Annotated in this window: 18 protein-coding genes and 1 pseudogene; 7 read left to right on the top strand and 12 right to left on the bottom strand. The window is 65.0% G+C overall.

The window, feature by feature from the left end:
• Nucleotides 1-1299: glutamine-hydrolyzing GMP synthase (gene guaA / locus ABYB95_RS01235; RefSeq protein WP_372656596.1), on the top strand; the 1299-nt coding region annotated here is incomplete at its 5' end.
• Nucleotides 1300-1498: 199 nt separating this feature from the next.
• On the opposite strand, the gene ABYB95_RS01230 is transcribed toward guaA, so the two are convergent.
• The 3 genes from ABYB95_RS01230 to ABYB95_RS01220 are packed head-to-tail and all read right to left on the bottom strand — an operon-like array spanning nucleotide 1499 to nucleotide 4843.
• Nucleotides 1499-2293, bottom strand: a complete 795-nt coding sequence (locus ABYB95_RS01230) for an SDR family NAD(P)-dependent oxidoreductase (RefSeq protein WP_372656595.1) — start codon at nucleotides 2291-2293, stop codon at nucleotides 1499-1501.
• A gap of 47 nt (nucleotides 2294-2340) precedes the next feature.
• Nucleotides 2341-3633, bottom strand: a complete 1293-nt coding sequence (locus ABYB95_RS01225; RefSeq protein WP_372656594.1) for an SGNH/GDSL hydrolase family protein — start codon at nucleotides 3631-3633, stop codon at nucleotides 2341-2343.
• A gap of 19 nt (nucleotides 3634-3652) precedes the next feature.
• A complete protein-coding gene (locus ABYB95_RS01220) occupies nucleotides 3653-4843 on the bottom strand; it encodes an MFS transporter (RefSeq protein WP_372656593.1) in 1191 nt (396 codons plus the stop codon).
• Nucleotides 4844-4949: 106 nt separating this feature from the next.
• Here ABYB95_RS01220 and ABYB95_RS01215 point away from each other — a divergent pair, with 106 nt between their 5' ends.
• Nucleotides 4950-5855 carry a LysR family transcriptional regulator gene (locus ABYB95_RS01215; protein ID WP_372656600.1) on the top strand — a complete coding sequence of 302 codons (906 nt, stop codon included), beginning with the start codon at nucleotides 4950-4952 and terminating at the stop codon, nucleotides 5853-5855.
• A 154-nt stretch (nucleotides 5856-6009) separates the two neighbouring features.
• On the opposite strand, the gene ABYB95_RS01210 is transcribed toward ABYB95_RS01215, so the two are convergent.
• The 6 genes from ABYB95_RS01210 to ABYB95_RS01185 all read right to left on the bottom strand — a co-directional run bounded on the left by ABYB95_RS01210 (nucleotide 6010) and on the right by ABYB95_RS01185 (nucleotide 15127).
• Nucleotides 6010-6582, bottom strand: a complete 573-nt coding sequence (locus ABYB95_RS01210) for a flavin reductase family protein (RefSeq protein WP_372656599.1) — start codon at nucleotides 6580-6582, stop codon at nucleotides 6010-6012.
• Between the two features lie 63 nt (nucleotides 6583-6645).
• Complete coding sequence (locus ABYB95_RS01205) at nucleotides 6646-7116, bottom strand: RidA family protein (RefSeq protein ID WP_372656592.1); 471 nt, start codon at nucleotides 7114-7116, stop codon at nucleotides 6646-6648.
• A gap of 118 nt (nucleotides 7117-7234) precedes the next feature.
• Complete coding sequence (locus ABYB95_RS01200) at nucleotides 7235-8200, bottom strand: transglutaminase N-terminal domain-containing protein (RefSeq protein ID WP_372656591.1); 966 nt, start codon at nucleotides 8198-8200, stop codon at nucleotides 7235-7237.
• A gap of 2 nt (nucleotides 8201-8202) precedes the next feature.
• On the bottom strand, nucleotides 8203-10809 hold the full coding sequence (locus ABYB95_RS01195; protein WP_372656590.1) for a circularly permuted type 2 ATP-grasp protein: 2607 nt from the start codon (nucleotides 10807-10809) through the stop codon (nucleotides 8203-8205).
• A gap of 118 nt (nucleotides 10810-10927) precedes the next feature.
• Nucleotides 10928-11635 (bottom strand): mobilization protein, encoded by a 708-nt coding sequence (locus ABYB95_RS01190; protein WP_372656589.1) that lies wholly within the window; start codon nucleotides 11633-11635, stop codon nucleotides 10928-10930.
• 30 nt (nucleotides 11636-11665) lie between these two features.
• Entirely contained in the window at nucleotides 11666-15127 is a 3462-nt protein-coding gene (locus tag ABYB95_RS01185) for a DUF2126 domain-containing protein (protein ID WP_372656588.1), read from the bottom strand.
• Between the two features lie 212 nt (nucleotides 15128-15339).
• Here ABYB95_RS01185 and ABYB95_RS01180 point away from each other — a divergent pair, with 212 nt between their 5' ends.
• The 5 genes from ABYB95_RS01180 (at nucleotide 15340) to ABYB95_RS01160 (ending at nucleotide 22708) form a co-directional block, all read left to right on the top strand.
• Nucleotides 15340-17760, top strand: coding sequence for a DNA internalization-related competence protein ComEC/Rec2 (locus ABYB95_RS01180; protein WP_372656587.1), 2421 nt, complete (start codon nucleotides 15340-15342; stop codon nucleotides 17758-17760).
• A gap of 101 nt (nucleotides 17761-17861) precedes the next feature.
• Nucleotides 17862-19313, top strand: a complete 1452-nt coding sequence (locus ABYB95_RS01175; RefSeq protein WP_372656586.1) for a circularly permuted type 2 ATP-grasp protein — start codon at nucleotides 17862-17864, stop codon at nucleotides 19311-19313.
• Nucleotides 19313-20275 carry an alpha-E domain-containing protein gene (locus ABYB95_RS01170; RefSeq protein WP_372656598.1) on the top strand — a complete coding sequence of 321 codons (963 nt, stop codon included), beginning with the start codon at nucleotides 19313-19315 and terminating at the stop codon, nucleotides 20273-20275. Before ABYB95_RS01175 ends, ABYB95_RS01170 begins: the two co-directional genes overlap by 1 nt.
• Nucleotides 20276-20358: 83 nt before the next feature.
• On the top strand, nucleotides 20359-21597 hold the full coding sequence (locus ABYB95_RS01165) for an acyltransferase family protein (protein ID WP_372656585.1): 1239 nt from the start codon (nucleotides 20359-20361) through the stop codon (nucleotides 21595-21597).
• Between the two features lie 58 nt (nucleotides 21598-21655).
• Nucleotides 21656-22708: a cupin-like domain-containing protein gene (locus tag ABYB95_RS01160; RefSeq protein WP_372656584.1), complete on the top strand. Its 1053-nt coding sequence runs from the start codon at nucleotides 21656-21658 to the stop codon at nucleotides 22706-22708.
• Between the two features lie 18 nt (nucleotides 22709-22726).
• On the opposite strand, the gene mltB is transcribed toward ABYB95_RS01160, so the two are convergent.
• From mltB to ABYB95_RS01145, 3 genes and pseudogenes are all read right to left on the bottom strand, one after another.
• A complete protein-coding gene (gene mltB, locus ABYB95_RS01155; protein WP_372656597.1) occupies nucleotides 22727-23770 on the bottom strand; it encodes a lytic murein transglycosylase B in 1044 nt (347 codons plus the stop codon).
• 83 nt (nucleotides 23771-23853) lie between these two features.
• Nucleotides 23854-25869 (bottom strand): transglutaminaseTgpA domain-containing protein, encoded by a 2016-nt coding sequence (locus ABYB95_RS01150; protein ID WP_372656583.1) that lies wholly within the window; start codon nucleotides 25867-25869, stop codon nucleotides 23854-23856.
• A gap of 2 nt (nucleotides 25870-25871) precedes the next feature.
• Nucleotides 25872-26106, bottom strand: a pseudogene (locus ABYB95_RS01145) (DUF58 domain-containing protein); the annotation flags it as partial.

The following is a 26106-nucleotide window of genomic DNA, read 5'->3' as shown; positions in this document are numbered from 1 at the left end:
TTCGGCTACGCTGAAGTGCGCGCCCGAGGCCACACGGCCTTGCTAAAAGACATCGCCGATTTCACCACGCCCGAAGGCCACGGCATGCTCAAGGTCTGGATGAGCCACGGTGACAAGGTCACCGAGCTTCCGCCCGGATTCAAACTCATGGCGTCCACCCCGTCCTGCCCCATTGCCGGCATGGCCGATGAAACGCGTGGCTACTACGCGGTGCAGTTCCACCCCGAAGTCACCCACACGGTGCAGGGCAAGGCGCTGCTCGAACGCTTCGTGCTGAACATCTGCCAGGTCAAGCCCGACTGGGTCATGCGCGACCACATCGCCGAGGCCGTGGCCCTGATCCGCGAGCAGGTGGGCGATGAAGAGGTGATTTTGGGCTTGTCCGGCGGTGTGGATTCGTCCGTGGCCGCCGCGCTCATCCACCGCGCCATTGGCGACCAACTGACCTGCGTGTTCGTGGACCACGGCCTGCTGCGCCTGCACGAGGGCGACATGGTGATGGACATGTTCGTGGGCAAACTGCACGCCAAGGTGATCCGCGTGGACGCGGCCGACCAGTTCCTGGGCCACTTGGCTGGCGTGAGTGAGCCTGAAGCCAAACGCAAGATCATCGGACGCGAATTCGTCGAAGTCTTCAAAGCCCAAGCCGCCAAGTTGATCTCAAGTGGTGCATCAACAAAAGGCGCTAAGTGGTTGGCACAAGGTACTATTTACCCGGACGTTATCGAATCCGGTGGCGCCAAGACCAAGAAGGCCGTGACCATCAAGAGCCACCACAACGTGGGCGGCTTGCCCGAGCAGTTGGGCCTGAAACTGCTGGAACCCCTGCGTGATTTGTTCAAGGACGAGGTGCGTGAACTGGGCGTGGCGCTGGGTCTTCCACACGACATGGTCTACCGCCACCCGTTCCCGGGCCCAGGTCTGGGTGTGCGCATTCTGGGCGAAGTGAAGAAGGAGTACGCCGACCTGCTGCGTCAGGCCGATGCCATCTTTATCGAAGAACTGCGCAATTTCAAAGACGAAGCCACGGGCAAAAGCTGGTACGATCTGACCAGCCAGGCTTTCACCGTGTTTCTGCCGGTCAAGAGCGTGGGCGTGATGGGGGATGGCCGCACCTACGACTACGTGGTGGCGCTGCGCGCGGTGCAGACCAGCGATTTCATGACCGCCGACTGGGCCGAGTTGCCTTACGCGCTGCTCAAAAAGGTGTCCGGCCGCATCATCAACGAAGTGCGTGGCATCAACCGGGTGACCTACGACGTGTCCAGCAAACCGCCTGCCACGATCGAGTGGGAGTGAATCCCGGTTCTTGAAGGACTATCGCCAGCAATCGAAACGGGTTTGCGGGGAAGCCATAGAGGTATCGCCGGCATGCTCCATCGCTGGCCGTTTGAGCGACCGTCTCAACGAACCCGAAATTTCGCCCATCTCGGCGCGGTAATAGCAGCTGAGAGCCAGCTGCGCGCGTGAGCCGAAGCACTTCTGCGACGGGATGGCATCAAGCGATGGTCTCGACCACCCCACCATCCACGCGCAGCGCCGCGCCGGTGGTGGCCGAAGCTTGCTGAGAAGCGACGTAGACGACCATATTGGCCACTTCTTCGACGCTCGCCGCGCGCTGGATGATCGAGCTGGGGCGGTGCTTCATCACAAAGGCGGCCGCCGTCTCTTCCATGGACTGACCCGACGCAGCCTGAGCTTCCTGCAGCATGGCTTCGAGGCCATCCGACAAGGTCGGGCCGGGCAGGATGGCGTTGACGGTAACGCCTGTACCGGCAACGCGCTTGGCCAGACCACGCGAGATCGACAGGCCCGCCGTCTTGGTGAAGCCGTAGTGGATCATGTCGGCGGGGATGTTCAGTCCCGACTCCGAGGACAGAAACAGCACGCGGCCCCAATGGCGTTCCACCATGCCGGGCAGATAGGCACGGGACAAGCGCACGCCCGACATGACGTTCACGTCGAAGAAGCGTGTCCACTCGGCATCTGGAATCTCGAAGAAGTCTTGCGGCCCGTAGATGCCCACGTTGTTGACCAGAATGTCGGCGCTGGGCTGTGCCGCCACCAAGGCCGCGCAGCCTTCGGCGGTGCCGACGTCGGCCGCAACGCCGCGTATGTTCGCGGGTGAAACCTCTGCGGCCAGCGTGGCAACGGCCTGTTCGACAGCGGCTGCCGTGCGGCCGTTCAGCACCACGTCGGCGCCAGCCTGTGCCAAACCTTTTGCGATGGCGTAGCCAATGCCGGCCGTGGAGCCTGTGACGATGGCGGTTTTGCCTGAGAGATCGATTTTCATGAAGGGCTTTCCTTTCGGGGTGTAGATGAAGCGTGCACGCGATCGCGCTAGAAAAGCACGCTCAGGTCGATGGACTCGGCCATGGCTTTGTTGCCACGGTCCCCTGGGTGCAGGTGATCGCCCGAGTCGAATTCTGGTCGGAGGCGCGCCGGGTGTGAAGGGTCTCTGGTCAGCGCGTCGAAGTCGACCACGGCGTCGAATGCGCCGCTGCTGCGTATCCAGGTATTGATGTGCTGGCGCAGCTCGTCTTTGTGCTTTTGGTAGTAGTTCTCCAGCGGCGTGCCCGGCAGCGCGCCTTCGAACGGCGTCAGCGTCGCGCCGACGATGCGCACGCCCCGGGCATGTGCGCGAGCGACCAGTTGGCGATACCCGGCGATCAGCGCGTCGGCCGAAGGCGTTGCGCCCTGGGGATCGAACGCCGTTCCCGGCCAACTGATGTCGTTGATGCCCAGCAGGACGACAGCGGTTTTGACCCGCGCTTGGCTCAGCACGTCCCGGTCAAAGCGAGCCAATGCATTCGCGCCCATGCGGTCGCCGAGCAGGCGTGCGCCAGAGATACCGGCATTGAGCACCGCCCAGTTTTGGGGTGCCAGGCGCGCGGCCAGGAAATCGGGCCAGCGCGCATTGGCGTCCATGGTCGCGCCATTGCCGTCGGTGATGGAGTCGCCGATCACCACCACGGCACCGGCTGCGGCCGTGGATTCAACCTGGATGCCGCTCAAGAAGATGCGTGCACCTGTGGTGGTATCGGTGTCGATGCGTTGGGCGGCGACCTGATTGCCTTGCACCAGATAGGCCGTCTGGCGACCATCCCAATGAAAGGTGGTGGCCTGTGTTTCGTTTGGTACAAAGACACTGACCGCCACCTGGGCCAGGGGCGCGACCGCCAGATCGATCGGGTCGCTCACCAGCGGCGCGCCCGGCAACACGGTGGCCGAGGCTTTGCCGCCGAAAGTGATCGCGCGATCCGTTCCGCTGACGATCGCCGATCCCGCGCCGGCCAGCGCAACATGCGCCGCGCCAATGAACAAGGGCTGGCTGCCGTATTCGTTGGACAGCACGATGCGCATGCGCCGGCCGCCCAGGCTGAGGCGGGCCACTTGCCGCAGCGTCTGGTTTTCCAATGTGGCCGGGATATTGGTGGGAAAAGCGAAGTCCGACCCCCAGGTCGGTTGGGGGCTGGCCGCCCAGCTGCCGATCCAGGCACTGGATTCGGCTGCGTTCACGGCAGCGGGCACGGCAACCGAGGCCGCCAGCGCGAGTGCCATGAGCCGGTGGAGCCAGGTCGGGCGGCGGGCATGGGGGTGAACGGGAAAACGGGCAATGGGGTTGGTGGTCATGGTGGGTCCTTGTTTTCGGTCAGTGGGGTTCGTGGAGAAGCTGGGCCTGGCCCACGTGGCCTTGGGCGGGCACCAGCCGCAGCGCAAGCAGGGCCACACCCAAGCCGCACAGGGGCAACAGCGCCGCCACCCAGGTGATGGCACCCAGGCCGGGGCCGTGCGCGATGACGACGCCACCCAACCAGGCGCCGAAGGCATTGCCCAGGTTGAAGGCGGCGATGTTGAAACTCGACGCAAGGCTCTGGCCTGCGCCCTGTGCCTTTTCCAGCACCCACATTTGCAACGGCGCCACGGTGGCGAACGCGGAGGCACCCAGCAGCCCCACAAAAATGACGACCAAAACCTGGCTGTGCAGCGCGAAAGTCATCAGGCCCAGGACGCACGCCAATACGATCAAACTCCCCAGCACGGTGGGCACCAGGTAGCGGTCGGCCAGCCTGCCGCCGAGCAGATTGCCGACCACCAGGCCCACACCAAACACCAGAAAAATCGGCGACACGGCGGCCTCATCGAAACCCGCGACCTGCGTGAGCAGCGGTGCGATGTAGGTGAACACGGCGAACACGCCGGCATAGCCCAGCACCGTGGTCAGCAGCCCGAGCAAGACCGGGCGGCGCGCCATGGCGGCCAGATCGGCGCGCCAGTCGCCAGCTTCGGGTTTGGTCTCGCTTCGCGGTACGAAAAGGCCGATCACGACCAACGCGACAACACCGACGCCCGCCACCGCCCAGAAGGTGGCGCGCCAGCCAAAAGCCTGCCCCAGCCAGGTGCCGAATGGCACGCCCAGGATGTTGGCCATCGTCAGGCCGGTGAACATCACGGCGATGGCGGACGCGCGCTTGTTGGGTGCCACCAAGGAGGTCGCCACCACGGAACCGACGCCGAAGAAGGTGCCGTGGGCGAACGCAGCCAAGACGCGGGCGGTCATCAAAAAGCCATAACTCGGGGCGAGTGCGCAGGCGGCGTTGCCCAGGGTGAAGATCACCATCAGGCCCAGCAGCACGCGTTTTTGCGGCCAGTGTCCGGTCATCGCCGTGATCAGCGGTGCGCCAACGACGACGCCCAGCGCGTAGCCGGAAATCAACCAACCGGCCGCCTGGAGGGAGACGCCAAACTCGGCGCCGACCTCCAGCAGCAAACCCATGAGGACGAATTCGGTGACGCCGATGCCGAAGGCACCGACGGTGAGCGCATAAAGAGCGAGAGGCATGGTCTTGTCTATGTGAGTTGAAGTGCTGATTGCGTATGAATTGTGATTTCGTATCAATTTATGCGATAGACTGCCCAGCGGCACAACATTTGTGAGTTCAATTCATATGGCGCGTCTGGATGTCAACCGGTCGGGAGAGATGGAGGTTTTCGTGCGCGTGGTGCAGCTGGGTGGTTTTTCCGCCGCCGCACGGGCATTTCGCATGACGCCTTCGGCGGTCAGCAAATTGGTGGGGCGGCTTGAAAGCCGCCTGGGCGTGCGCTTGGTCAACCGCTCGACGCGCCAGGTGCAACTCACCCCGGAAGGCTGCGTGTTCTACGAGCGCAGCGTGCGCGTGCTGGCCGATCTGGAAGAGGCGGAGCGGGGCGCGGCCACCAACGACGCGCCGCGCGGCCGGCTATGCGTCAACACCAACGTGCCGTTCGGCGAGCATTTCCTGTTACCGCTGGTGCCGGCGTTTCTGGCCAGGCACCCGGACGTGACGCTCGACATCGTGCTGACCGACGAGGTGATCGACATCCTGGAACAACGCGCAGACGTGGCGGTGCGGGCCGGCCCGCTCAAAAGTTCGCGCCTGCTGGCACGCAAGCTGGGCGCCACCCGCATGGTCATCGTCGGCGCGCCCGCCTACCTGGAGCGCCATGGCGTGCCCAGCAGGCCGGCCGACCTGGAGCAACACAACCGGCTGGGCTTCAACTACGCGCGGTCGATGGAGGGCTGGCCCTTGCTCGACCAAGGGCAAACCACCAACGTGGCGACCACCGGCAATGCCCAAGTCAGCGATGGCGGCGCATTGCGGCGCTTGACCCTGGCAGGGTTAGGCCTGGCGCGGCTCGCGGCTTTCCATGTTCAAGACGACGTTGCCGCCGGACGGCTCCAGGTCGTGCTGGAAGACTGCAACCCCGGCGACAGGGAAGAAATCCACGCCGTCTTCCTCGGGCAAGGCGGTTACCTGCCTGCACGTGTGCGCGCATTTCTCGATTTTCTGGTTGAGAAGGTCCGGCTGGATTGAGTTGGACGTTGCAGTCTCTGAGCGGGACGAAGACTGGCTAAAGGGCGATCAAGGCAAATCACGAAACGGCATACGTCTTCATGGAGGGCGAGATGCCTGGTGTTGTGGACATAGGGGGGATTACCCATGGCTTTGGCCAACACCGCATTGCAGGTCAGTGGCCACGCTCCGGAACCACCGGTTCACCCACCGCATAAAAAAACCCGCCTGCCACATGGTGCAGGCTGCGCAATGCGTCCGGGGCATTCTCAAAGTGCCAGCGCCCTTGGCTGAATACGCGCTCATCGGCCCAGGCGGCCAGCACTTCGGCCAGGATCAGGTCGTGTGGCCCGGCCACGTGTGCGGTGGCGGGCAGTACGCGGCATTCCATCCAGGCGATGGCCTCTTGCACCAGGGGGCAGCCGGTGTGTGGGCCGGGTTCAAACAGCGCGCCGCAGCGCGCCAGTTTGTCGGGGTGGTCAAGGCCGCTCTCACCGCCCACGGCGCGGGTGAGTTCTGCCTGGGCCAGGCAGGGCACGCTCAGGCTGAGAAGGCCGCTGGCGTCGACCAGTTGGCGGGTGAGGGTGGCCTTGTCGATCACGACGGCGACTTTGGGTGGGTCAAAGTCCAGTGGCATGGCCCAGGCGGCGGCCATCACGTTGCTGCGCCCTGCATGGGAGCTGCCGGCGAGCACGGTGGGCCCATGGTTGAGCAGGCGGTAGGCCTTGTCGAGCGGCACGGGGGTCATGGCCAAGGTGCGTGCCCCGTGTTGCGGAAAGGTCGGCGCGTGGGCGCTTAAATGCCTTCGCGGTTAAGCGAGTTCGGCGATCAGTTCAATTTCCACACAAGTGCCCATGGGCAGTTGTGCCACGCCAAAGGCGCTGCGGGCGTGTGCGCCCACGGTGGGGCCGAAGACCTGGCCCACGAGTTCCGAGCAGCCGTTGGTGACCAGGTGCTGTTCGGTGTAGGTGGGGGTGGAGTTCACCAGGCTCATGAGCTTGACGATGCGTTTGACGCTGTTGAGGTCGCCGCCGGCGGCTTTGCAGGCCGCGTCCAGGGTGCCCAGCAGGTCGATGGCCACGGCGCGGGCGGCCAGCTTGGCTTCGTCGGTGGTCATGGTCAGGCCGACCTGGCCGACCCAGACTTTGCCGTCTTTCTTGGCGATGTGGCCGCTCAGAAAAATCAGCTTGCCACTTTGCGCAAACGGCACGTAGGCGGCGGCGGGAATGGCAACGGGGGGCAGTTCGATGCCAAGGCTGGACAACTGGTCGTAAACGCTCATGCGGGGCTCCTGGAAGTGAAGCGTTTCATTGTAGGGGCCGTTGCAAGTGGTGAGGCCACTCGGGACCTGCTTGCCGCGCTTGCATCAGGCCGATTCATGGGCCCGCTGGCGGCGTGCTTCAGGCTTCTTGCAGGGCGGCGATTTCGTCGGGCGGCGCGACGGTGACGGCCACTTCCAGGGTGTGCTGCGCACCACCTTGGATCACGCCGCGCATGGGCGAGACATCGGCGAAGTCGCGGCCCGTGGCCAGGGTGACGTAGTCTTCGCCCGGACTGCCCCAGCCGCAATTGTTGTTGGTGGGGTCGTAGTCGACCCAGATGCCTTTGCTGTCTGCACCGTCTGCGGCCATGCTTTCGTCGCCTTCGGGCCGGGGGCAGTAGACGGCGACCCAGGCATGCGAGGCGTCGGCGCCGATCAAGCGGGGTTTGCCGGGCGGGGGTTGTGTCAGCAGGTAGCCGCTCACGTAGCGCGCTGGCAGGCCCAGGCTGCGCAGGCAGCCCAGCATGATGTGGGCGAAATCCTGGCACACGCCCTTGCCTTGTTTCAAGGCTTCAAGTGCGGGTGTGTTGACTTCGGTGCTGGCGGTTTCGTATTTGAGTTCGGTGTGTATGCGCTCCATGAGCCGGCGCGCAGCTTCCAGCATGGGCAGGCCGGGCGCGAAGGCCGGGCGGGCGAAGGCGGCGAAGGCGTCGTCGCGCGGCACGTAGGGCGAGGAAAAGCCGAATTCGCTCGCCGCGTCGTAGGGCGCCTGGGCACGGTAGCGAAAGTGCTCGCGCACGGCCTCCCAGGTCGTGGCCTGCCAGGCTGGGCTGTCGGGCAGCGGCCGGGGAGGGCGGGTTTGCACCAGGCTGTCGGCTTCCACGGTCAGGGTTTCGTGCGGCGCCTGCAGCGAAAAAAAGGTGCGCACATTGCCGTAGACGTCCACGGTCTGGCTGCGGGCGGCGGGTTCGGGGGCGATGGTCAGCGTGTGCGCCTGCACCTGCTGCGAGCCGGTGTCCACAGGTGTCAGGTGCACCATGTGCTGCGCCAGGTTGATGCCGATCTGGTATTCGTAGCAGGTTTTGTGCAGTATGCGCAGCAACATCTTCAAGCTCCCAGGCTCTGGCTGCGCTGGTCGGCGTGGCTGAAATGCAGGCGCGTGATCTCGTCCGACAGCTCGTTGCTCGCGATTTCGCATTCGACCAGCAAGGCCATCAGCTCGGTGTGGTTCTTGATCCCATCGGTGCCGCGCAGGCCGTTGCTCAGATCCGCCAGCACCCAGGTGTCGGGGTCGGGCAGGCCCATGGCCAGAACCGCGTCTTGTGGCGTGGCGCTTTGTGAGAGTTTGGCCAGGCGCGCGCGCAGTGTCTGCACCACCCAGGCGATCGAACGGGGGTTGTCCCGGTCCATCACCAGCAAGTCGACCAGCGCGACCATGTCGCGCCGTTGCTGGTACTGGGCGTGGAAGGTGATGGTGCTGTCGAACAGCGCCACCACGGATTCAAAGCCGACGCCGTCTTCGATGCAGCCGTGTTCCAGGCCGAGCGCGAGCGCACGCGCCAGGGTGCTCAGGCGCTCGATGTGGCGCCCGATGGAGAGCAGGCGCCAGCCATCGTCGCGCACCATGCGGTCGGTCTGCGATCCGGTGATGGCGGCCAGCAGTTCGCTGGCGTTTTGCAGCGCCGCCAGGGCTTCGGCGCTGGCGTATTCGGAGCCGGTGTGCAGGGTGGCGCAGTCGCGGGCAAATTCGGCTTCGGTGCGCTCGATCAAATTCCAGTGCTCTTGCGACAGGCGTTCGCGCACTTTCGAGGCCGAGGCCTTGAGCGAGCCAAGGTTGTAGCCCACGCTGAACGACGGTGGTGCGTCCTTGTCTTTGCCGTCGGGCGAGAGGCCGGCAATGAGGCTGCGCGAAAACACCCGGGCAGACTGTTCGGCGCCGGGCACGTCTTCCAGCACCAGCGAACATTCGCGCGCGGTGGCCGACAGCCATTTCATCAGCCCTTGGGAATTGGGCTCCTCGCCACTGAGGTGGTTGAGCACGATCTGCGCCAGGCGGATGCCGTTTTCAGCGCGTTCGGTGTAGCGACCGAGCCAGAACAGGTTTTCGGCGGCACGGCTGGTCACCGGGCGCTTCTGGTGCGCCATGGACAGTGTGCTGGGCGCGCTCTTCAGCAGGCTGGTGCGGTCCACCTGGCCTTCGGTCATGACCCAGCAGTCGGCGCTGCTGCCGCCGCGCTGCATGGCCGCCACCAGCTGGCCACGTGGCGCCAGCCGCACCAAGCCACCCGGCAGCACGCGCCAGGAGTCGGGGCCATCGGCCAGCGCAAACACGCGCAACATGGCGGAGCGCGGTGTCAGGCGTTCGTTGGTCCAGGTGGGGGTCTGGGAGAGCGGCAGGTATTCCTGCACCGTGTAGTTGTCGGGGTGGCGCACCATGCGGCCCGACCATTCGTCGAGCTCGCGCTGTTGCAGGGTCTGGCCAATGGCCGCGTTCAGCCCGGAACGCGGGTAGGTGGGCTTGATCACGCTGTGGTCGAGCAGGGGCAGCACTTCGCGCAGGGCCGCCTCTTCGCCGCACCACCAGGTGGCCAGCGAGGGCAGCTTGAGTTCTTCGCCCAGCAGGTGGCGGCTGATGGCCGGCAGAAAGCCGAGCAGGGCGCTGGATTCGAGTGGCGCCGAGCCGGGCGCGTTGGCCAGTAGGAGGTTGCCGGCGCGCAGCACCTGCAGCAGGCCCGGCACACCCAGGGTGGAGTCGGAGCGCAGCTCCAGCGGGTCCAGCCATTCGTCGTCGAGCCGCTTGATCAGCGCATGCACCGGCTCCAGACCTTTCAAGGTCTTGAGGTAGAGCCGCTGGTCGCGCACCGTGAGGTCGTTGCCTTCGACCAGGGTGAGGCCCAGGTAGCGCGCCAGGTAGGCGTGCTCGAAATAGGTTTCGTTGTAGGGGCCGGGCGTGAGCAGGGCGATGCGGGCGTCGCTGCCCTCGGGCACCACGCGTTTGATGTTGTCCATCAGAGCGCGGTAGGTGGCGGCCAGGCGCTGCACCTTCATGGAGGCGAAGGCCTTGGGAAACTGGCGCGAGATGGCGATGCGGTTTTCCAGCAGATAACCCAGGCCCGACGGGGCTTGTGTGCGTTGTCCCACCACCCACCATTGGCCGTCGGGGCCGTGGGCCAGATCAAAAGCCACGATGTGCAGCCAGGTGCCGTCCAGCGGCGTCATGCCTTGCATGGAGCGCAGGTAGCCGGGGTGGCCTTGCACCAGGGCGGCTGGCAGCAGGGCTTGCTGCAAGAGCTGCCGTGGGCCGTACAGGTCGCCCATGATGGCATTGAGCAGGCGAGCGCGCTGCTGCACGCCGGCTTCGATACGGGCCCAGGCTTGCGGCTCCACCATCATGGGGAAAAGGTCCAGCGCCCAGGGGCGTTTGAGGCCCGACGCATCGGCGTAAACGTTGTAGGTCACGCCGTTATCGCGGATCTGGCGCTGCAGGTTCTTGTGGCGGCGGTTCAGGTCGTCGAACCCGTTTTCACCCAGGTGGTCGAAAAAACGCTGCCAGGCCGGCGACAACGTGGCGGGGTCGGCGCCGGCTTCGGCGGCCGAGTTGCGCAACTCGTCCAGATGCCCTGGGTCGGCGGGCAGCGACAAGGACAGCGCCCAATCGCAGGGCGACTCGTTGCGGAGCTCGTCGAACAGGGAGTCGGGTGCGTCTGGTTTCACGGTGTCAAGTATGCCCGCAGCACGGTCCCGCTGCCGTTTCACTGGGGCCGGGGTGTTGCATCCCTCACGAACGCAACAATCCCCTTCTTGGTGCGCGCAAGGTCATCGGGACCAGGCTTTAGGCCAAAGGCAGCGTGTCCAGGCTGGCGTAGGTGCCGCGCAGCCAGTGCTTCACGCGCTCGCGTTCCAGCATGCCCAGCGAATCGGGTCCGTTCTTGGTGTGAACGGCCGCCCAGAAGCTGGCGTTGCGGCGATCGATTTTGCGCATGCTGGCTTCGTGCAGCAGGCCCAGGCTGATGACCTGCCCACCCAAAGCCAGGGTTTTCTTCAGGGCCGGCGAGCTCTCCAGCTGAGAGAAATCGTTGCCCCGGCCTTCGTTCTTGACGACGAAATAGTTGGGCCCCGCGCCATAGGTGTTGATCAGGCGATCAAGCAGATCCACCGATTCCTTGCCGACGTCGGCTATGTGCCAGAAGTTGACGGTCACCCCCATGCTGCCCAGCAGGGCCAGCACATCGGAGTCCCGCATCCAGCGCGCCACCGGGGCGGCCGTTTGCGCTGCCAGATCCACGATCACGCTGGGCCGAACGCCCACCGCCGGCATGTCCTCGAACACACCCGCGATCTGGTCCAGGCCCTCGTAGGTGTCGACCACCACGGGCGACGCGTAGTCCGCATAGAACCGTGCGAACGTCGTGTGCGAACGGTCGGTATCAAAGCCTTTGAACGGTTGCCCCTTGTCGATGAAGTACTGGGCCAGCACCCGCGCCGCAACCGATTTGCCCACGCCGCCTTTTTCGCCGCCGATGAAATTGAGAGATGCCATGGTTTGTGAGGTATTCGAAAAAGGAAGTGGTTATTTTTGGTGCCGCAGGTCCAGCGTGAACGGGAACTCGCGGCTGCCCGGCACGTGGATCGTAGCCGGACGCACCACGATCGCGCCTGGCGTGTGTCCCATGGCTTTGAAGCGGGAGAGGCGGCGGCTTTCGGCTTCGAACGAATTCACCGGCAGATTTTCGGGGCTCAGGCCACCGGGGTGGGCCACGTGGTATTCGCAGCCGCCCACCGAGTGCTTGGACCAGGTGTCCACGAGGTCGAAGGTCAGCGGTGCGTGCACGCCGATGGTGGGGTGCAGGCTGCTGGGTGGGTTCCAGGCTTTGTAGCGCACACCCGCCACAAACTCACCCACGGTGCCGGTGTTTTGCATGGGCAAGGCCTCACCATTGCAGGTGACCACGTAGCGGCTCTGGTTCATGCCGGTCACGCGCACTTCGATGCGCTCCAGCGACGAGTCCACATAGCGGGCGTTGCCACCTGCCGCGCTTTCTTCGCCCATCACGTGCCAGGGCTCCAGTGCGTTGCGCAGCGTGAGCTCCATGCCACCGGTGTTGATCGAGCCAATGACCGGGAACCGGAACTCGTAGTGCGGCGCAAACCAGCTGGTGTCGAACGCGTAGCCTGCGCGGTTCATGTCGGCAATCACGTCGTCAAAGTCCTGCTTGATGAACGTGGGCAACATGAAGCGGTCGTGCAGCTCGGTGCCCCAGCGCGTGGCCGGCGCCTTGAACGGGCTCTTCCAGAACCGAGAGACCAGTGCGCGCAGCAGCAACTGCTGGGCACTGCTCATGTGCGGGTGCGGTGGCATTTCAAAGGCGCGCAACTCCAGCAGGCCCAGGCGGCCGGTGGCGGAGTCGGGCGAGTACATCTTGTCGATGGAAAACTCGCTGCGGTGCGTATTGCCGGTGACATCGATCAGGATGTTGCGCAGCGTGCGGTCCACGATCCAGGGCGGCATGGTCTGCCCGTACACCTCGCGGTTCTTGTAGATCTGCTCGATCGCGATTTCCAGCTCGTACAGCTGGTCGTTGCGGGCTTCGTCCACACGCGGCGCCTGGCTGGTGGGGCCGACAAACATGCCACTGAACAGGTAGCTCAGGGACGGGTGGTTGTGCCAATACAGCAGCAAGCTGGCCAGCAACTCGGGCTTGCGCAGGAACGGGCTGTCCGATGGCGTGGCGCCACCCATCACGAAGTGGTTGCCACCGCCGGTGCCGATGTGGCGCCCATCGGCCATGAACTTCTCGGCCGACAGGCGCGATTCGAAGGCCGCGTTGTACAGAAACTCGGTGTTTTTCACGAGTTCCCGCCAATTGGTCACCGGATGGATGTTGACCTCGATCACGCCCGGATCGGGGGTGACCTGCAGCAGCTTCATGCGCGGATCGCGCGGTGGCGGGTAGCCTTCCAGCACGAGCTGCAACTTGAGTTCTTCGGCTGTGGCCTCGATGGCGGTGAGCAGGTCGAGGTAGTGCTCCAGCTTCTCCAGCGGCGGCATGAAGACATAGAGCACCGACGAAGCCTTGCCCTTAATTTCGGCTTTGGGGCCACTGGCGCGGCGCGGGTCGCGCACTTCCACGCACAGCGCTGTGCGGCTGATCCAGGCGGCGGACTCGTTCAGGGCGGGCACGCGGTCGAAGTCGGCGGGCTCGGTCTGGGCGGCGGTTCGTGCATTCCCGGTGGGCAGCAGCGATGCCATGCCCGTTGGGGTCTGGAATTTCCGCGTTGCTTCCGGGGCTTGATCTGAGCCGGCCACGTAGCGCGCCGCCATCGCATGGCGGGGCGCCAGGTTGGGGCGCTGGCTGGTCGGGTCTTGCTCCACCATGTAGGGGTAATCGGCCTCGTTCACCCAAGGCAACGAATCCAGCGGCAGGCGCAGACCCATGGGAGAGTCGCCGGGCATCAGGTACATGCGTTCGTCGCGCAAGAACCACTGGCCGCTGGTCCACGCGGGGCCAATGGCCTGCGGTTTATCCGTGGGCTTGAGCGGCAGCAGGTAGCCGACCACCGCGTCCAGTTTCTGGGTGAAGACGCGGCGCAGGCGCACGCGCTCCATTTCGTCTTCCAGCCTGGAGTTGAAGGGATCGACGTTGACCGGCAGGCGGCGTTCGCGCCACATGTAGTACCAGACGTCTTCATAGGCCGGCTGCATGAACTGGTCGGTGATCCCCAGTTTGCGTGCCAGCGTTTCGGTGAAGCGCTTGGCATCTGCGCTGGTGTAGTGCGTGGGCTTGCGCTCGTCCACAAACAGCGCAGGGTTGGCCCACACCGGTTCTTGGTCGGCGCGCCAGTAGATGTTGAGCGCCCAGCGCGGCAGCTGCTCACCCGGGTACCACTTGCCCTGGCCAAAATGCAGGAAGCCGCCCTGGCCGTATTCCGCGCGCAGTTTGTGCACCAGCTCGGTGGCGAATCCACGCTTGGTCGGGCCCAGCGCATCGGTGTTCCATTCGCCAGCGTCGCGGTCGCTATCGGCCACAAAAGTGGGTTCGCCACCCATGGTCAGACGCACATCGCCTGCCTCCAGCTCGGCATCCACAGCGTCGCCCAGCGCCAGCACGTCGGCCCACTGCTCTTCGGTATAAGGTTTTGTAACCCGTGGGGATTCGTAAATGCGCGTCACGCCCATGTGGTGCGCGAAGCTGACCTCACTCTTGCTCACGCCGCCTTCAATCGGGGCTGCGCCAGACGGCACGGGCGTGCACGCCAGCGGAATGTGGCCTTCACCCGCCATCAGGCCGGAAGTCGCATCCAGGCCGATCCAGCCCGCACCGGGCAAATAGACCTCGCACCAGGCGTGCAGGTCGGTGAAATCGACCTCGGTGCCGCTGGGGCCGTCCAGGGCCTTCACGTCCGACTTCAGCTGGATCAGATAGCCCGACACAAAGCGCGCGGCCAGGCCGCAATTGCGCAGCAGTTGCACCAGCAGCCAGCCCGAATCGCGGCACGAGCCGCTGGCCAGCTTCAGGGTCTCCTCGGGCGTTTGCACGCCCGGCTCCATGCGGATCAGGTATTTGATGTCCTGGCTGAGCATCTGGTTCAGCTCAACCAGAAAGATCACCGTGCGCCGCTTGGTACGGTCGATCTTGTCCAGATAGGCCTGGACCAGCGGCGTCACCGGGTCGGGCGTCAGGTAGGGCGCGAGTTCTTCTTTGAGTTCCGGGTCGTAGGTGAAGGGGAATTCCTCCGCCTCGGGCTCCAGGAAAAAGTCAAACGGGTTGTACACGGCCATTTCAAACACCGCGTCCACCGTGACCTTGAATTCGTTCACCTTTTCAGGGAAGACCAAGCGGGCCTGGTAGTTGGCGAACGGGTCTTGCTGCCAGTTGACGAAATGGCCCGTGGGTTCGACCTTGAGCGAAAACGAGACGATTTTGGAGCGGCAGTGCGGCGCGGGGCGCAGTCGAACGATTTGAGGGCCGAGTTCGACGAGGCGGTCGTACCGATAATGCGTGATGTGACTCAGGGCGACGTGGATGGCCATGCTTTTGCCTTTATTCAGGGGGACAAAAAATGTCTGCGCAAGCAAAGCGTTTGCAGAAACCGTTGTTGACCATACTAGCAAGTCTCGCGCCAAAAGTGGGCGCACCTATGACAGTTCCGCGGTCCGTATTTTTTCCGGGCTTGCGGATGTTGGAGAGCCGGGTTCGACGAACGCGCTGACCTGGACGGCGGCGCGGTATGGGTTTCTCTCTCATGGGATGGGTTCTCGGGGTGGCCCTGCAATTGCAGCAGGCCAGCCTATGGCCGTTCTGGATCTACGGGCTCATGGTGGTACTGGCCTTGCTGGCCATGGCGGTGCCTTTGCTGGTGCGGTGGCGCTCACCCGCAAACCCGGTACGGTGGCGCCCGGCCATGCAGGCCCTGGCCTTGTTGGCCGGAGTGGCGCTGGGCTTTGGCCTGACCGGGGCGCGGTCCGAGGTGTATTTGTCGCAGGCGCTCCAACCCGAACTGGAACGCGTGGACTTGGTGGTGACCGGGCGCGTTGCGTCCATGCCCCAGCGCAGCCCGCAGGGCGAACGCTTCGACTTTCAGGTGGAGGCGGCCCAGCTCGACGGCCATTCGGTGGTCTTGCCCGAGCGGGTGCAGCTGGCTTGGAACAGCTGGGGCGGGCGCGGGCAGCAGGGCGCGGCCAGCCCCGGACTGGGCGCTGGGGAGCGCTGGCGCTTCGTGGTGCGCCTGCGCCGCCCGCACGGCAACGCCAATCCGCACGGTTTTGACCGCGAACGCTGGTTGTGGGAGCAGGGTATACAAGCCACTGGCTATGTCAAGACGGGCGCGCGCGACCCTACGCCCGCGTTGTTGGGCAAGACCGCCTGGCATCCGGTGGCTGCGGCTCGACAACAGGTGGTGCAGGCCATCGAACAACGGGTGGCAGAACCCCGCAGCGCAGGTGTGCTGGCCGCGCTGGTGGCGGGCGACCAAGCCGCCATAGAACGCAGCGATTGGGACCTGTTCCGCACCACCGGGGTGGCCCATTTGATGAGCATCTCCGGTCTGCACGTGACCATGTTCGCCTGGCTGGCCATGGCGCTGGTGCGCTGGAGTTGGCGCCGCCTGGCGGGAGTGGTGCCTGGCCTGCTGCTGGCCTGTCCCGCACCCCGGGCCGCTGCCGTGGGTGGTCTGTCGCTGGCCCTGGTATATGCCGTTTTTTCGGGCTGGGGAGTGCCCTCGCAACGCACGCTGCTGATGTTGGCGGTGGTGCTGTTTTTGCGCCTGGGCGCCCGGCAATGGCCTTGGCCGGCGGTGTGGCTGCTGGCCATGGCGGCAGTGCTGTTGCTCGACCCCTGGGCCTTGATGCAGGCGGGCTTCTGGTTGAGCTTTGTCGCGGTGGGCATTCTGTTTTCCACCGACCCCGGTCGCCGCGTCGGCGCCGAGCGTGCCGCAGCAGCGAGCGCCGCCTGGGGGCGTCGCTCGCTGCGCGCAGGCCTGGCCTTGTTGCGCGAACAAGCGGTGGTGACCGTGGCGCTGGCGCCCTTGACGCTGATGTTGTTCGGCCAGTTTTCGGTGGTCGGCCTGGCGGCCAACCTGCTGGCGATTCCTTGGGTGACCTTGCTGGTGACGCCCTTGGCCATGCTGGGCGTGCTGGTGCCACCGGTCTGGGATTTGGCGGCTTGGGCGGTGCGGGCATTGATCTGGGTGCTGGCCGCCTGGGCGGACTGGCCTTGGGCGTCGGTGCACCGCGCGATCGCGCCGCTGCCGCTGGCCGTGGCGGCGGTGTTGGGTGGTATGTTGCTGGTGTTGCGCCTGCCCTGGGCGCTGCGCTTGGGTGGGGTGCTTTTGCTGTGGCCGGCCCTGCTGTGGACGCCGCCCCGGCCAGCTCCCGGCGAATTCGAACTGCTGGCGCTGGACGTGGGGCAGGGTGGTGCGGTGCTGGTGCGCACCGCCTCGCACACTTTGTTGTACGACACCGGTCCGCGCTACGCGTCGGGGGGCGATGCGGGCCAGCAGGTGGTGGTGCCGCTGTTGCGCGCCATGGGAGAACAGCCCGACACCGTGCTGGTGAGCCACCGCGACAGCGACCACGCAGGAGGCTCGGATTCGGTGCGGGCGGCTTTTCCTGCAGCGCAATGGCTGAGTTCCTTCGACGCCGATGCGCAGCGGCGCTGTCTGGCGGGACAGCGTTGGGAATGGGACGGGGTGGTGTTCGAACTGCTGCATCCGGAGCCGCAAGACTACGCGCCCGGCGATGGTCGGCGCCGCTCGAGCAACGCCATGTCTTGCGTGCTGCGGGTGCACAACCCGCAACAAAGCGCCTGGCTGGCCGGTGACATCGAAGCGGCGCAAGAAGTCCGCCTCGCGCTGGCGTACCCCGACTTGCGCGCCAGCGTGATGCTGGCCCCGCACCACGGCAGCCAGAGTTCGTCGAGTCCGGTGTTGCTCAACGTGCTGCGTCCCCAGTGGGTGGTGATCCAGTCCGGCTACCTCAACCCCTTCCACCACCCGGCACCCTTGGTGCTGGATCGATACCGCGAGCGCGGCATGGCGTGGGTGGCGTCGCCCGAATGTGGCGCGGCCTGGTGGCGCAGTTGGGCGCCTGAACAGATGCAGTGCCAGCGCGATGCGCAGCGCCGGTATTGGAACCACCGGCCGGACGGGCGCATGGGGGCCAATTGACCGCAGGCGGAGCGATCCAGTCGATATAAATGCGCAATCCGGGTCGGGGAGCGTGTGTGTTGGCTCAGTACTTGCTATGCTGTATTCAGGAGATCAAGCCTATGAGCAAACACACTTTTGATGAGATGAACGCCTCGCCCGACGAGGTGCGTAGCCACTACCAAAGCTACGCGCGCTGGTTGGCCGAGCAGCCGCCAGAAGTGATGGCAGACCGGCGTGAAGAAGCCGAGGTGATATTTCGCCGCGTGGGCATCACCTTTGCCGTGTACGGCGACAAAGACGAAGACGCGGTGGGCAACGAACGCCTGATCCCCTTCGATCTGATTCCGCGCATCATTCCCTCGCACGAATGGCGCAGCATGAAAGAAGGACTGGTGCAGCGGGTGTCGGCGCTCAACCGCTTCATCCACGACGTGTACCACGACCAGGAAATCATCAAGGCCGGGATCATTCCCGCTGAACAGATTCTCCAGAACGCCCAGTTCCGCCCCGAGATGATGGGGGTGAACGTGCCTTGCGACGTGTATTCGCACATCTCGGGCGTGGACATGGTGCGCGCACCGAACGCCGATGGTGTGGGCGAGTACTACGTGCTGGAAGACAATCTGCGCGTGCCCAGCGGCGTGTCTTACATGCTGGAAGACCGCAAGATGATGATGCGGCTGTTCCCCGAGCTGTTCGGGCAGAACCGCGTGGCGCCGGTGGCCCACTACCCCGACTTGTTGCTGGAAACCCTGCGCGCCGTGGCGCCCACCACATCGGACGATCCCACCGTGGTGGTGCTCACGCCCGGCATGCACAACAGCGCCTATTTTGAGCACGCTTTTTTGGCGCAGCAAATGGGCGTGGAACTGGTGGAAGGGCAAGACCTGATCGTCAAGGACAACTTCGTCTACATGCGCACCACGCGTGGGCCGCAAAGGGTGGACGTGATCTACCGCCGGGTCGACGACGATTTTCTCGACCCGCTGGCGTTTCGGCCCAGCTCGACCCTGGGCTGTGCCGGTCTGCTCGATGCCTACCGCAATGGCAACGTGAACATCTGCAACGCGGTGGGCACGGGCGTGGCCGACGACAAGTCGATCTACCCTTATGTGCCCAAGATGATCGAGTTCTACCTGGGCCAGAAACCGATTCTGAACAACGTGCCGACCTTCATGGGCCGCAACCCGGAAGATCTCAAATACATTCTGGGCAACCTCAAAGACCTGGTGGTCAAGGAGGTGCATGGTGCGGGCGGCTACGGCATGCTGGTGGGGCCGGCGTCCACCAAGGCCGAGATCGAAGAGTTCCGCAAAGCCATCGTGGCCAAGCCCGATGGCTACATTGGCCAGCCCACGCTGTCGCTCTCGACCTGTCCGACCTATGTCAAGAGTGGCATCGCGCCGCGCCACATCGACTTGCGTCCTTTCGTGCTGTCGGGCTCCGAGGTGCAGATGGTGCCCGGTGGCCTCACGCGGGTGGCCCTCAAAGAGGGTTCTCTGGTGGTGAATTCGTCGCAAGGCGGCGGCACCAAAGACACCTGGATTCTGGAGAACGGAGCTACACCATGATGCTGTCAAGAACCGCCGACCACCTGTTCTGGATGTCGCGCTACACCGAGCGGGCCGAAAACACCGCGCGCATTCTGGATGTGAACTACCAGACCTCGCTGCTGCCGCAATCCAGCGTCGAGGCGCAAGCGGGCTGGGAAGGGCTGCTGGTGATCAGCGAGCTCATGCCCAGCTACAAGGAAAAATACGGCGCCGAGATCACGCCACGCAATGTGCTGGACTTCATGGTCCGCGACGAAGCCAATCCGTCGAGCATCTACTCGTGCCTGCGGGCTGCGCGCGAAAACGCGCGGGCGGTGCGTGGCTCGCTCACCACCGAGTTCTGGGAAACCCAGAACCAGACTTGGCTGGAACTGGGCCGCATGCTCAAGGGCAAGGAATTCGAGCGCGACCCGAGCCAGTTTTTTGAATGGGTCAAATTCCGTTCGCACCTCTCACGCGGTGTGGCGATTGGCACCATGTTGCGCGACGAGGCCTACAACTTCTACCGCATGGGTACCTTTCTGGAGCGCGCCGACAACACCGCACGCCTGCTCGATGTGAAGTACCACGCCGCCTACAGCGACCACGCAAGCGACGCTGCGGCCATGGAGGAGGACTTCGACTTCTACCAATGGAGTGCGATTCTGCGCAGCGTGAGTGGCTTCGAGGTCTACCGCAAGGTTTACCGCGACGTGATCACGCCGGTGAAGGTGGCCGAACTGCTGATCCTGCGCGCCGACATGCCCAGAAGCCTGCACAACTGCATCAACGAAGTGGTCAACAACCTCACCGTGGTGGCCAATGCGCAGTCGGGCGAGACCACGCGTTTTGCGGGCAAGTTGCGCGCCGATTTGCAGTACTCGCGCATCGATGAAATCCTGGGCAGCGGCCTGCACGCGTTTCTGACCCAGTTCCTGGACCGTGTCAACGATCTGGGCGGACGCATCAGCCAGGACTTTCTGGTTCCCGTGGCGCACTGAGCCGGACACCGAACTAGGTTGGGCGCGCTGCGACGCGCCAGTTGGGGCCACGGTGCGGGCGGCCCCGCTAAACTCGCGGGCATGTGTTCACAGCCACAGCCCTGGCTTTGCCGCCCATGCCGCCACGCAGCCATTTGAGCGCGCTGACCAGTTTGCGCTTCATTGCCGCGCTGGCGGTGGTGGTGTTGCACTACCGCGATCTGCTCGGCCCGCTGCCGCCCTGGTTGCTGCAGGCCATCGTTGGTGGGCAATACGGCGTCACCTTCTTTTTTGTTCTCAGCGGCTTCATCCTCACCTACCGCTACCGCGACTGGTTTGCGCAAGGGGTGGACGCCTGGCGCTACGGCTGGTTCCAGCGCTTTCGTCTGGCGCGCATTTACCCGGTCTACCTGTTCGGGCTGCTGCTCGATACGCCCTGGCATGTGCTGGAGCGCATCGGCGCCGGGGCCTTGCCCGCCGAGGCGCCCACGTATTGGGCCTCGTGGTTGATCAATGCCGTGGGGCTGCAGGCCTGGGTACCGGCGGTTCCTTTTGCGATGTTCTGGAACACCCCGGCCTGGAGCGTGGCGGCGGAGTTCTTTTTCTACGCCAGTTTTCCCTGGGTCTGTTGCGCGCTCTCCCGGCGTGCCCAGCGGCCCGCGTGGATGCTGCTGGCTCTGTTGGTCACTGTGCTGACAGGCACTTTGTTGTACGTGGCGGTGATCCACAGCATGAACTACGTCTGGCGGGTCGAACCGACCACGCAATACCTGGTCACGGTCTACAACCCTGTGCTGCGCTACAGCGAATTTCTGGCCGGTTGCCTGGCCGGGCAGTGGTTTCTGGGTCCACTGCCAGAAGCAGGGCCGAACCGGGCGCCCCGCTGGCTGGCGTCGTTGTGGCGTCGCAATCTGGTGTTGACGCTGTGTTTGCTGTTGATAGGCTGGCGCATCATGGCACCGTCCTATACCGGCCCGAGCGCCGGGTGGTGGCTGCTGGATGTGTCCAGCAAGTACAGTTTTTTCATCCTGCCCTTTGTCGGTGTGATTTTGGCCGTGGCCAGTGGCCGCACCTGGTTGAGCCCACTGCTGGAGCGTCCCTGGATGGTGTTGCTGGGCCAAGCCAGCTACGCCTTGTACATCGTGCACTGGTCGGTGGTGACGGTGTTGAGCATGCAACTGTTGGGTGCTTGGGGCACGCCCACGCTGCACGCCTTGGCCCTGGCGGGCACGGTGTTTTTGTCGCTGGCCTGCTACCGCTGGATCGAAGTGCCCTGGCGGCGCCGTTTACGCGGTGATTTTTCGCTCAAAGGCGGTAGCCGTTTGCCCGTCGCTGCGGTTTAGGACCTGCGGCGCAGACGGCACAATCGTGTCTGATATCAGCATGCCGATCGAATCCATCATGAAACCTGTGCTCCCTCCCGCTCCCCGCCCCGAATCGGTCGCCACGCGTGTGCTCGACGCGGGTTGGCGGCAGTGGATCGCCGAGAACCGCTTGCGCCAGTGCACGCCCGAATCCATGCTGTTGACGATGACCCAGGCCGGTGTCGATGCCGAACAGAGTGCGCAGGCGATCCGCGCGATGGAGTCCGATCCAGCGTTTCTCGCCGCGCGCAAGATGCAGCAGATCACCCTCAAGCTGGAGTCGGTGCTGGCCAACCAGCACCGGGTGCGGGTGCTGGACCCGCACTATGGCCAAGTGGAAAAACGCAGCGGTGTGTCGCGGGCCGAGTTTCTCGCGCAATACGTCTATGGCAGCCGCCCGGTGGTGCTGACCGATGTTGCGCGCGACTGGCCGGCCATGCGGCGCTGGTCGCCACAAGATCTGCGCGAGCGCTTTGGACAGCAGCAGGTGGAAATCCAGGCCGAGCGCAGCGCCGACCCGAACTACGAGGTCAACAAGATGGACCACAAACGCAGTGTGCGGCTGGCGGATTTTGTGGACCAGGTGCTGGCGGGTGGCGCCACCAACGACTACTACCTGACCGCCAACAACGAGGCCTTGCGCCAACCCGCGTTCGCGCCACTGCTGGCCGACATCGGCACGCTGCCCGACTTTTGCCAAGCCGAGGAACTGGCGCGCCACGCCTCGTTCTGGTTCGGCCCGGCTGGCACGGTGACGCCGCTGCACCACGATACGCTGATGCTGTGCCACACCCAGGTGGTGGGGCGCAAGCGCTGGCGCTTCATATCGCCGCTGCAGACGCCGCTGCTTTACAACCACTTTGAGGTTTACAGCCCGGTGGATATCGATCGGCCCGATTTGCAGCGCTACCCGCTGTTCGCACAGGCCACGGTGCTGGAGGTGGTGGTCGAGCCGGGCGAAACCGTGTTCTTGCCCCTGGGCTGGTGGCACCAGGTGACCGCGCTGGATGTGAGCCTGTCGTTTTCGTTTTCGAACCTGGCGTTCCCGAACAGCTACACCTTCCACAACCCGTCGATCACCAACTGGTGACGCTGCGGGCTGTGGGCCTCAGGGCTTGCCGAGCAAGGCCTCGATCGTCTGGCCGAGTTCGATCACCGCCAGCGCGTAGTAGCTGCTCCAGTTGTAGCGCGTCACCACGTAGAAGTTCTCGGTGCCGGCCACGTAGCTGGGTGCCGCGCCCGCGTTTTCCAGCTCCACCAGGGCCAGCTTGCCGGTGTGCGACAAGGCGACACCTTGCAGCACCGCGCCTTTGGCGGTGAAGCTTTCGACGCTGAAGGTGGGCAGTATGTCCGGGGCCAGCAGGCTGTCCTTGTCCAGGCGCGCGGGGTCGAACGCCACGGGATAGTGGGTGGGCATGCCCGGCTGCCAGCCAAAGGCCTTGAAGTAGTTGGCGACCGAACCGATCACGTCGGCCTGGCTGTTGAACAGATCGACCCGGCCATCACCATCGAAGTCGATCGCGTATTTCACCCAACTGCTGGGCATGAACTGCGGCCAGCCCATGGCGCCGGCGTAGCTGCCGCGCAAGGCTTGTGGGTCCATACCCGCGCGCCAGGTCAGGCTGAAGTACTGTTCCAGCTCGCCTTTGAAGAATTCGGTGCGCGCATCCGCCCGCGGGTGGCTGGTGGGAAAGTCAAACGCCAGCGTGGCCAGGGCGTCGATCACCCGGAAGTTGCCGGTGTGCTGGCCGTAAAGGGTTTCCACGCCGATCACGCCCACGATCAGGCTGGCGGGCACGCCAAACTCCGCCTCAGCGCGGGCCAGGGTGGCCTGGTTGTCTTGCCAGAAGCGTTGGCCGGCGCGCAGCCGCACCGGTTCGATGAAGCGCGCGCGGTAGGTGGCCCAGTTCTTGGGTGTGCCGCTGGGTGCCGGCGCCATGAGGCGGGCGACGCGGTCCAGGCGCTCGGCCTGGGCCATGTGTTGGCGCACCCAGCTGGGGTCCAGATCCCGGCGCAGCGCCAGATCGTCGGCAAAAGCCATGGCCGTGCTGCTCATGCCGTAGGTGTAGGCGGGCGCGGCCACGCTGGGGCGCTGTTTGGCCGGGCTGCTTTTGCCGGCCAGCGCACAGCCGGGCAGGGCGAGCACACCCATGGTGGCGAACCAGAACAGGCGCGGCACGGCGGCGCAGCGGACGCCGCGCAGGGCCGTGGAAACGACGAAACGAAAAAATACGGTCACCGAGTGCCCTCCCTGGGCCATGCAAGTTGCTGGAATTCCTTGTGCAGTGTAGCCAGCGACAGCGCGGTGTTGGCGGCGTAGCGCTGGTTTTCCAGCCGCAGCAGCCACGAACCCAGGCTTTGGCTGAAATCGGTGGCACCCAGGTGTTTCTGTGCCAGTGCGGCCAAGGTGCGCGGCGGGGTGTTGTCGGCGCTTTCCAGGCCTAGGCGGCGCAGGCGCTTGCGCGCACGCTGGAGCAGGCGCAGCCAGGGGTCGTGCTGCTGGCGCTCCCACAAGGTCCAGCCCGCGCCAACCAGACTGACCAGCACCACCACGGCGATCAGCACATAGGCGAGATCGGTCCAGCTGGGCGAAGAAAAGCCCAGCTTCTTGAGCAACTGCAGCTGCTGGCCTTGCGTGTAATTCAGCACCCATTGGTTCCAACGGTCGTTGACCGTGTCCCAGACGTCGCGCCACTGGGCGGTCCAAGTGGGGTTGAGTTTGCGAAAAGCGCCGGTGAACGCATTTTCGGGCGCGAGGAGCCGCTCCAGCGAGCCGGTGCGCCCGGGGGCCACGGCCGAGGTCGGGTCCACGCGCACCCAGCCCCGGTCTTGCAGCCAGACCTCGGTCCAGGCGTGGGCGTCGCGTTGGCGTACCGTCCAGTAACCGCCCACGCCGTTGAGTTCTCCGCCCTGGTAGCCGGTGACGATGCGCGCGGGTATGTCCATGGCGCGCATCAGGATCACGAAACTGGACGCGATGTGTTCGCAAAAGCCCTCGCGCTTGTCGAACCAGAACTCGTCGGCGGTGTCGCGTCCATACAGGCCAGGCTCCAGCGTGTAGCTGTAGCCACCACTGCGCAGGCGCTCCATGGCCGCGCTGACCAGGGCCGGCGCGAAGGCCGGGCCGCTGCCGATCTCGCGGCGCAGCGCCTGCGCCAGGGCGAGGGTGCGCGGGTTGTAGCCCGGTGGCAGTTCGGTGTAGTCCTGCAGGCCCACCACAGGCTGTCGTGGGCCGTGGCGGAATTGGGGGTAGCTCTCCGCCCGGTAGCGCACCAGCTGGGTCACGACCTGGCGGGCGCGCCATTGCAACTGGCTGCTCATATAGACCTCGGTGCCTGGCAATACCGGCGCTTGCAAGGCGGCGTCCAGCACCAGCAGCCAGCTCTGGTTGTGCGGCTCCATGGTGACCTCGTAGCGCACCGGTTCGCCCGACACCGAAAGCCCGCTGGCCAGAGCCATGCTTTCCGGAAAGCCCGAACGCAGCGGGCGCCAGCGCACGCCATCAAAATCGCTCAACACCGGGCCCCGAAAGTAGAGTTCGTTCTGTGGCGGTGGTGCGTCCTCAAAACGGATGCGCATGGCGATGCCGTCGTCGAGCACCAGTCTGGCGATTTGACCCACCTCCATCTGGTTCGACAAACCGGTGCGGCCGCTCTGGGCGTCGCTGGGCAAGCCCCAAAGCGGTGCCAGGCGCGGGAACAACATGAACAGCACCAGCATGACCGGCGCGCCCAGCGCCGCCATGCTGGCCGCGATGCGCGCCGCAGCCATCAAGGGCGGGCGTCCCACCGGCATGTGGGCGTTGACCAGGGCGGTGAGCAAGCCCAACAGGGCGAGCAGGATGCCTGCAGCGGTGAGCAAGGATTGTGAATAGAAGAAGTGGGTGAGCAGGGTGAAGAAGGCCAGAAAGAACACCACAAAGGCATCGCGGCGGGCACGCAATTCCAGCGTCTTCAAGGCCAGCAGCACCACGATGAGCGTGACACCCGCATCGCGCCCCAAAAGGGTGCGGTGTGTGAGCCAGGTCGCACCCAAAGTGAGCACGAGCAGGCCCAGGCGCCAGGTCCAGCCCGGCAGCGGCAGGCTGCGCAAAGCCAAGCGGGTGCGCCAAGCCAGCACACCGACCGTGAGCAGGCTGCACCACCACGGAATGTGGGCGATCTTCATGAACACCACCCAGGCGATGACCGCGAGCAGGAACAAGGTGTCGCGCGCGTCGCGGGGCAGTTGGCCCAGCCGGTGGGTGGCCATGTTCAACACAGGGCCAAGGCCTCCAGGCATCGCGCGCGGTGGGCCGCGCCCTGGTCTGGTGGGCATTGCCAGCCGGGCAGGCGCATGCCGTAGTCCAGTCCCAGCCGGTCGGCCATCAGCACCCAGGCGGTGAGCCGGGATAGCCGGGCTTCTGGTTCACCCAGGCCACACTGTGTGTGGTCCAGCCACAGTTGCTGTCGCTGGCTGGAGAGCGCGTCGCGGCTGACCAGGTCGTCG

The organism is Hydrogenophaga sp., from assembly GCF_041633695.1.
Taxonomy (GTDB): Bacteria; Pseudomonadota; Gammaproteobacteria; order Burkholderiales; family Burkholderiaceae_C; genus Hydrogenophaga.
The sequence above is the reverse complement of the archived record's forward strand: the minus strand, read 5'-3'. Positions and strand labels throughout refer to the sequence as shown.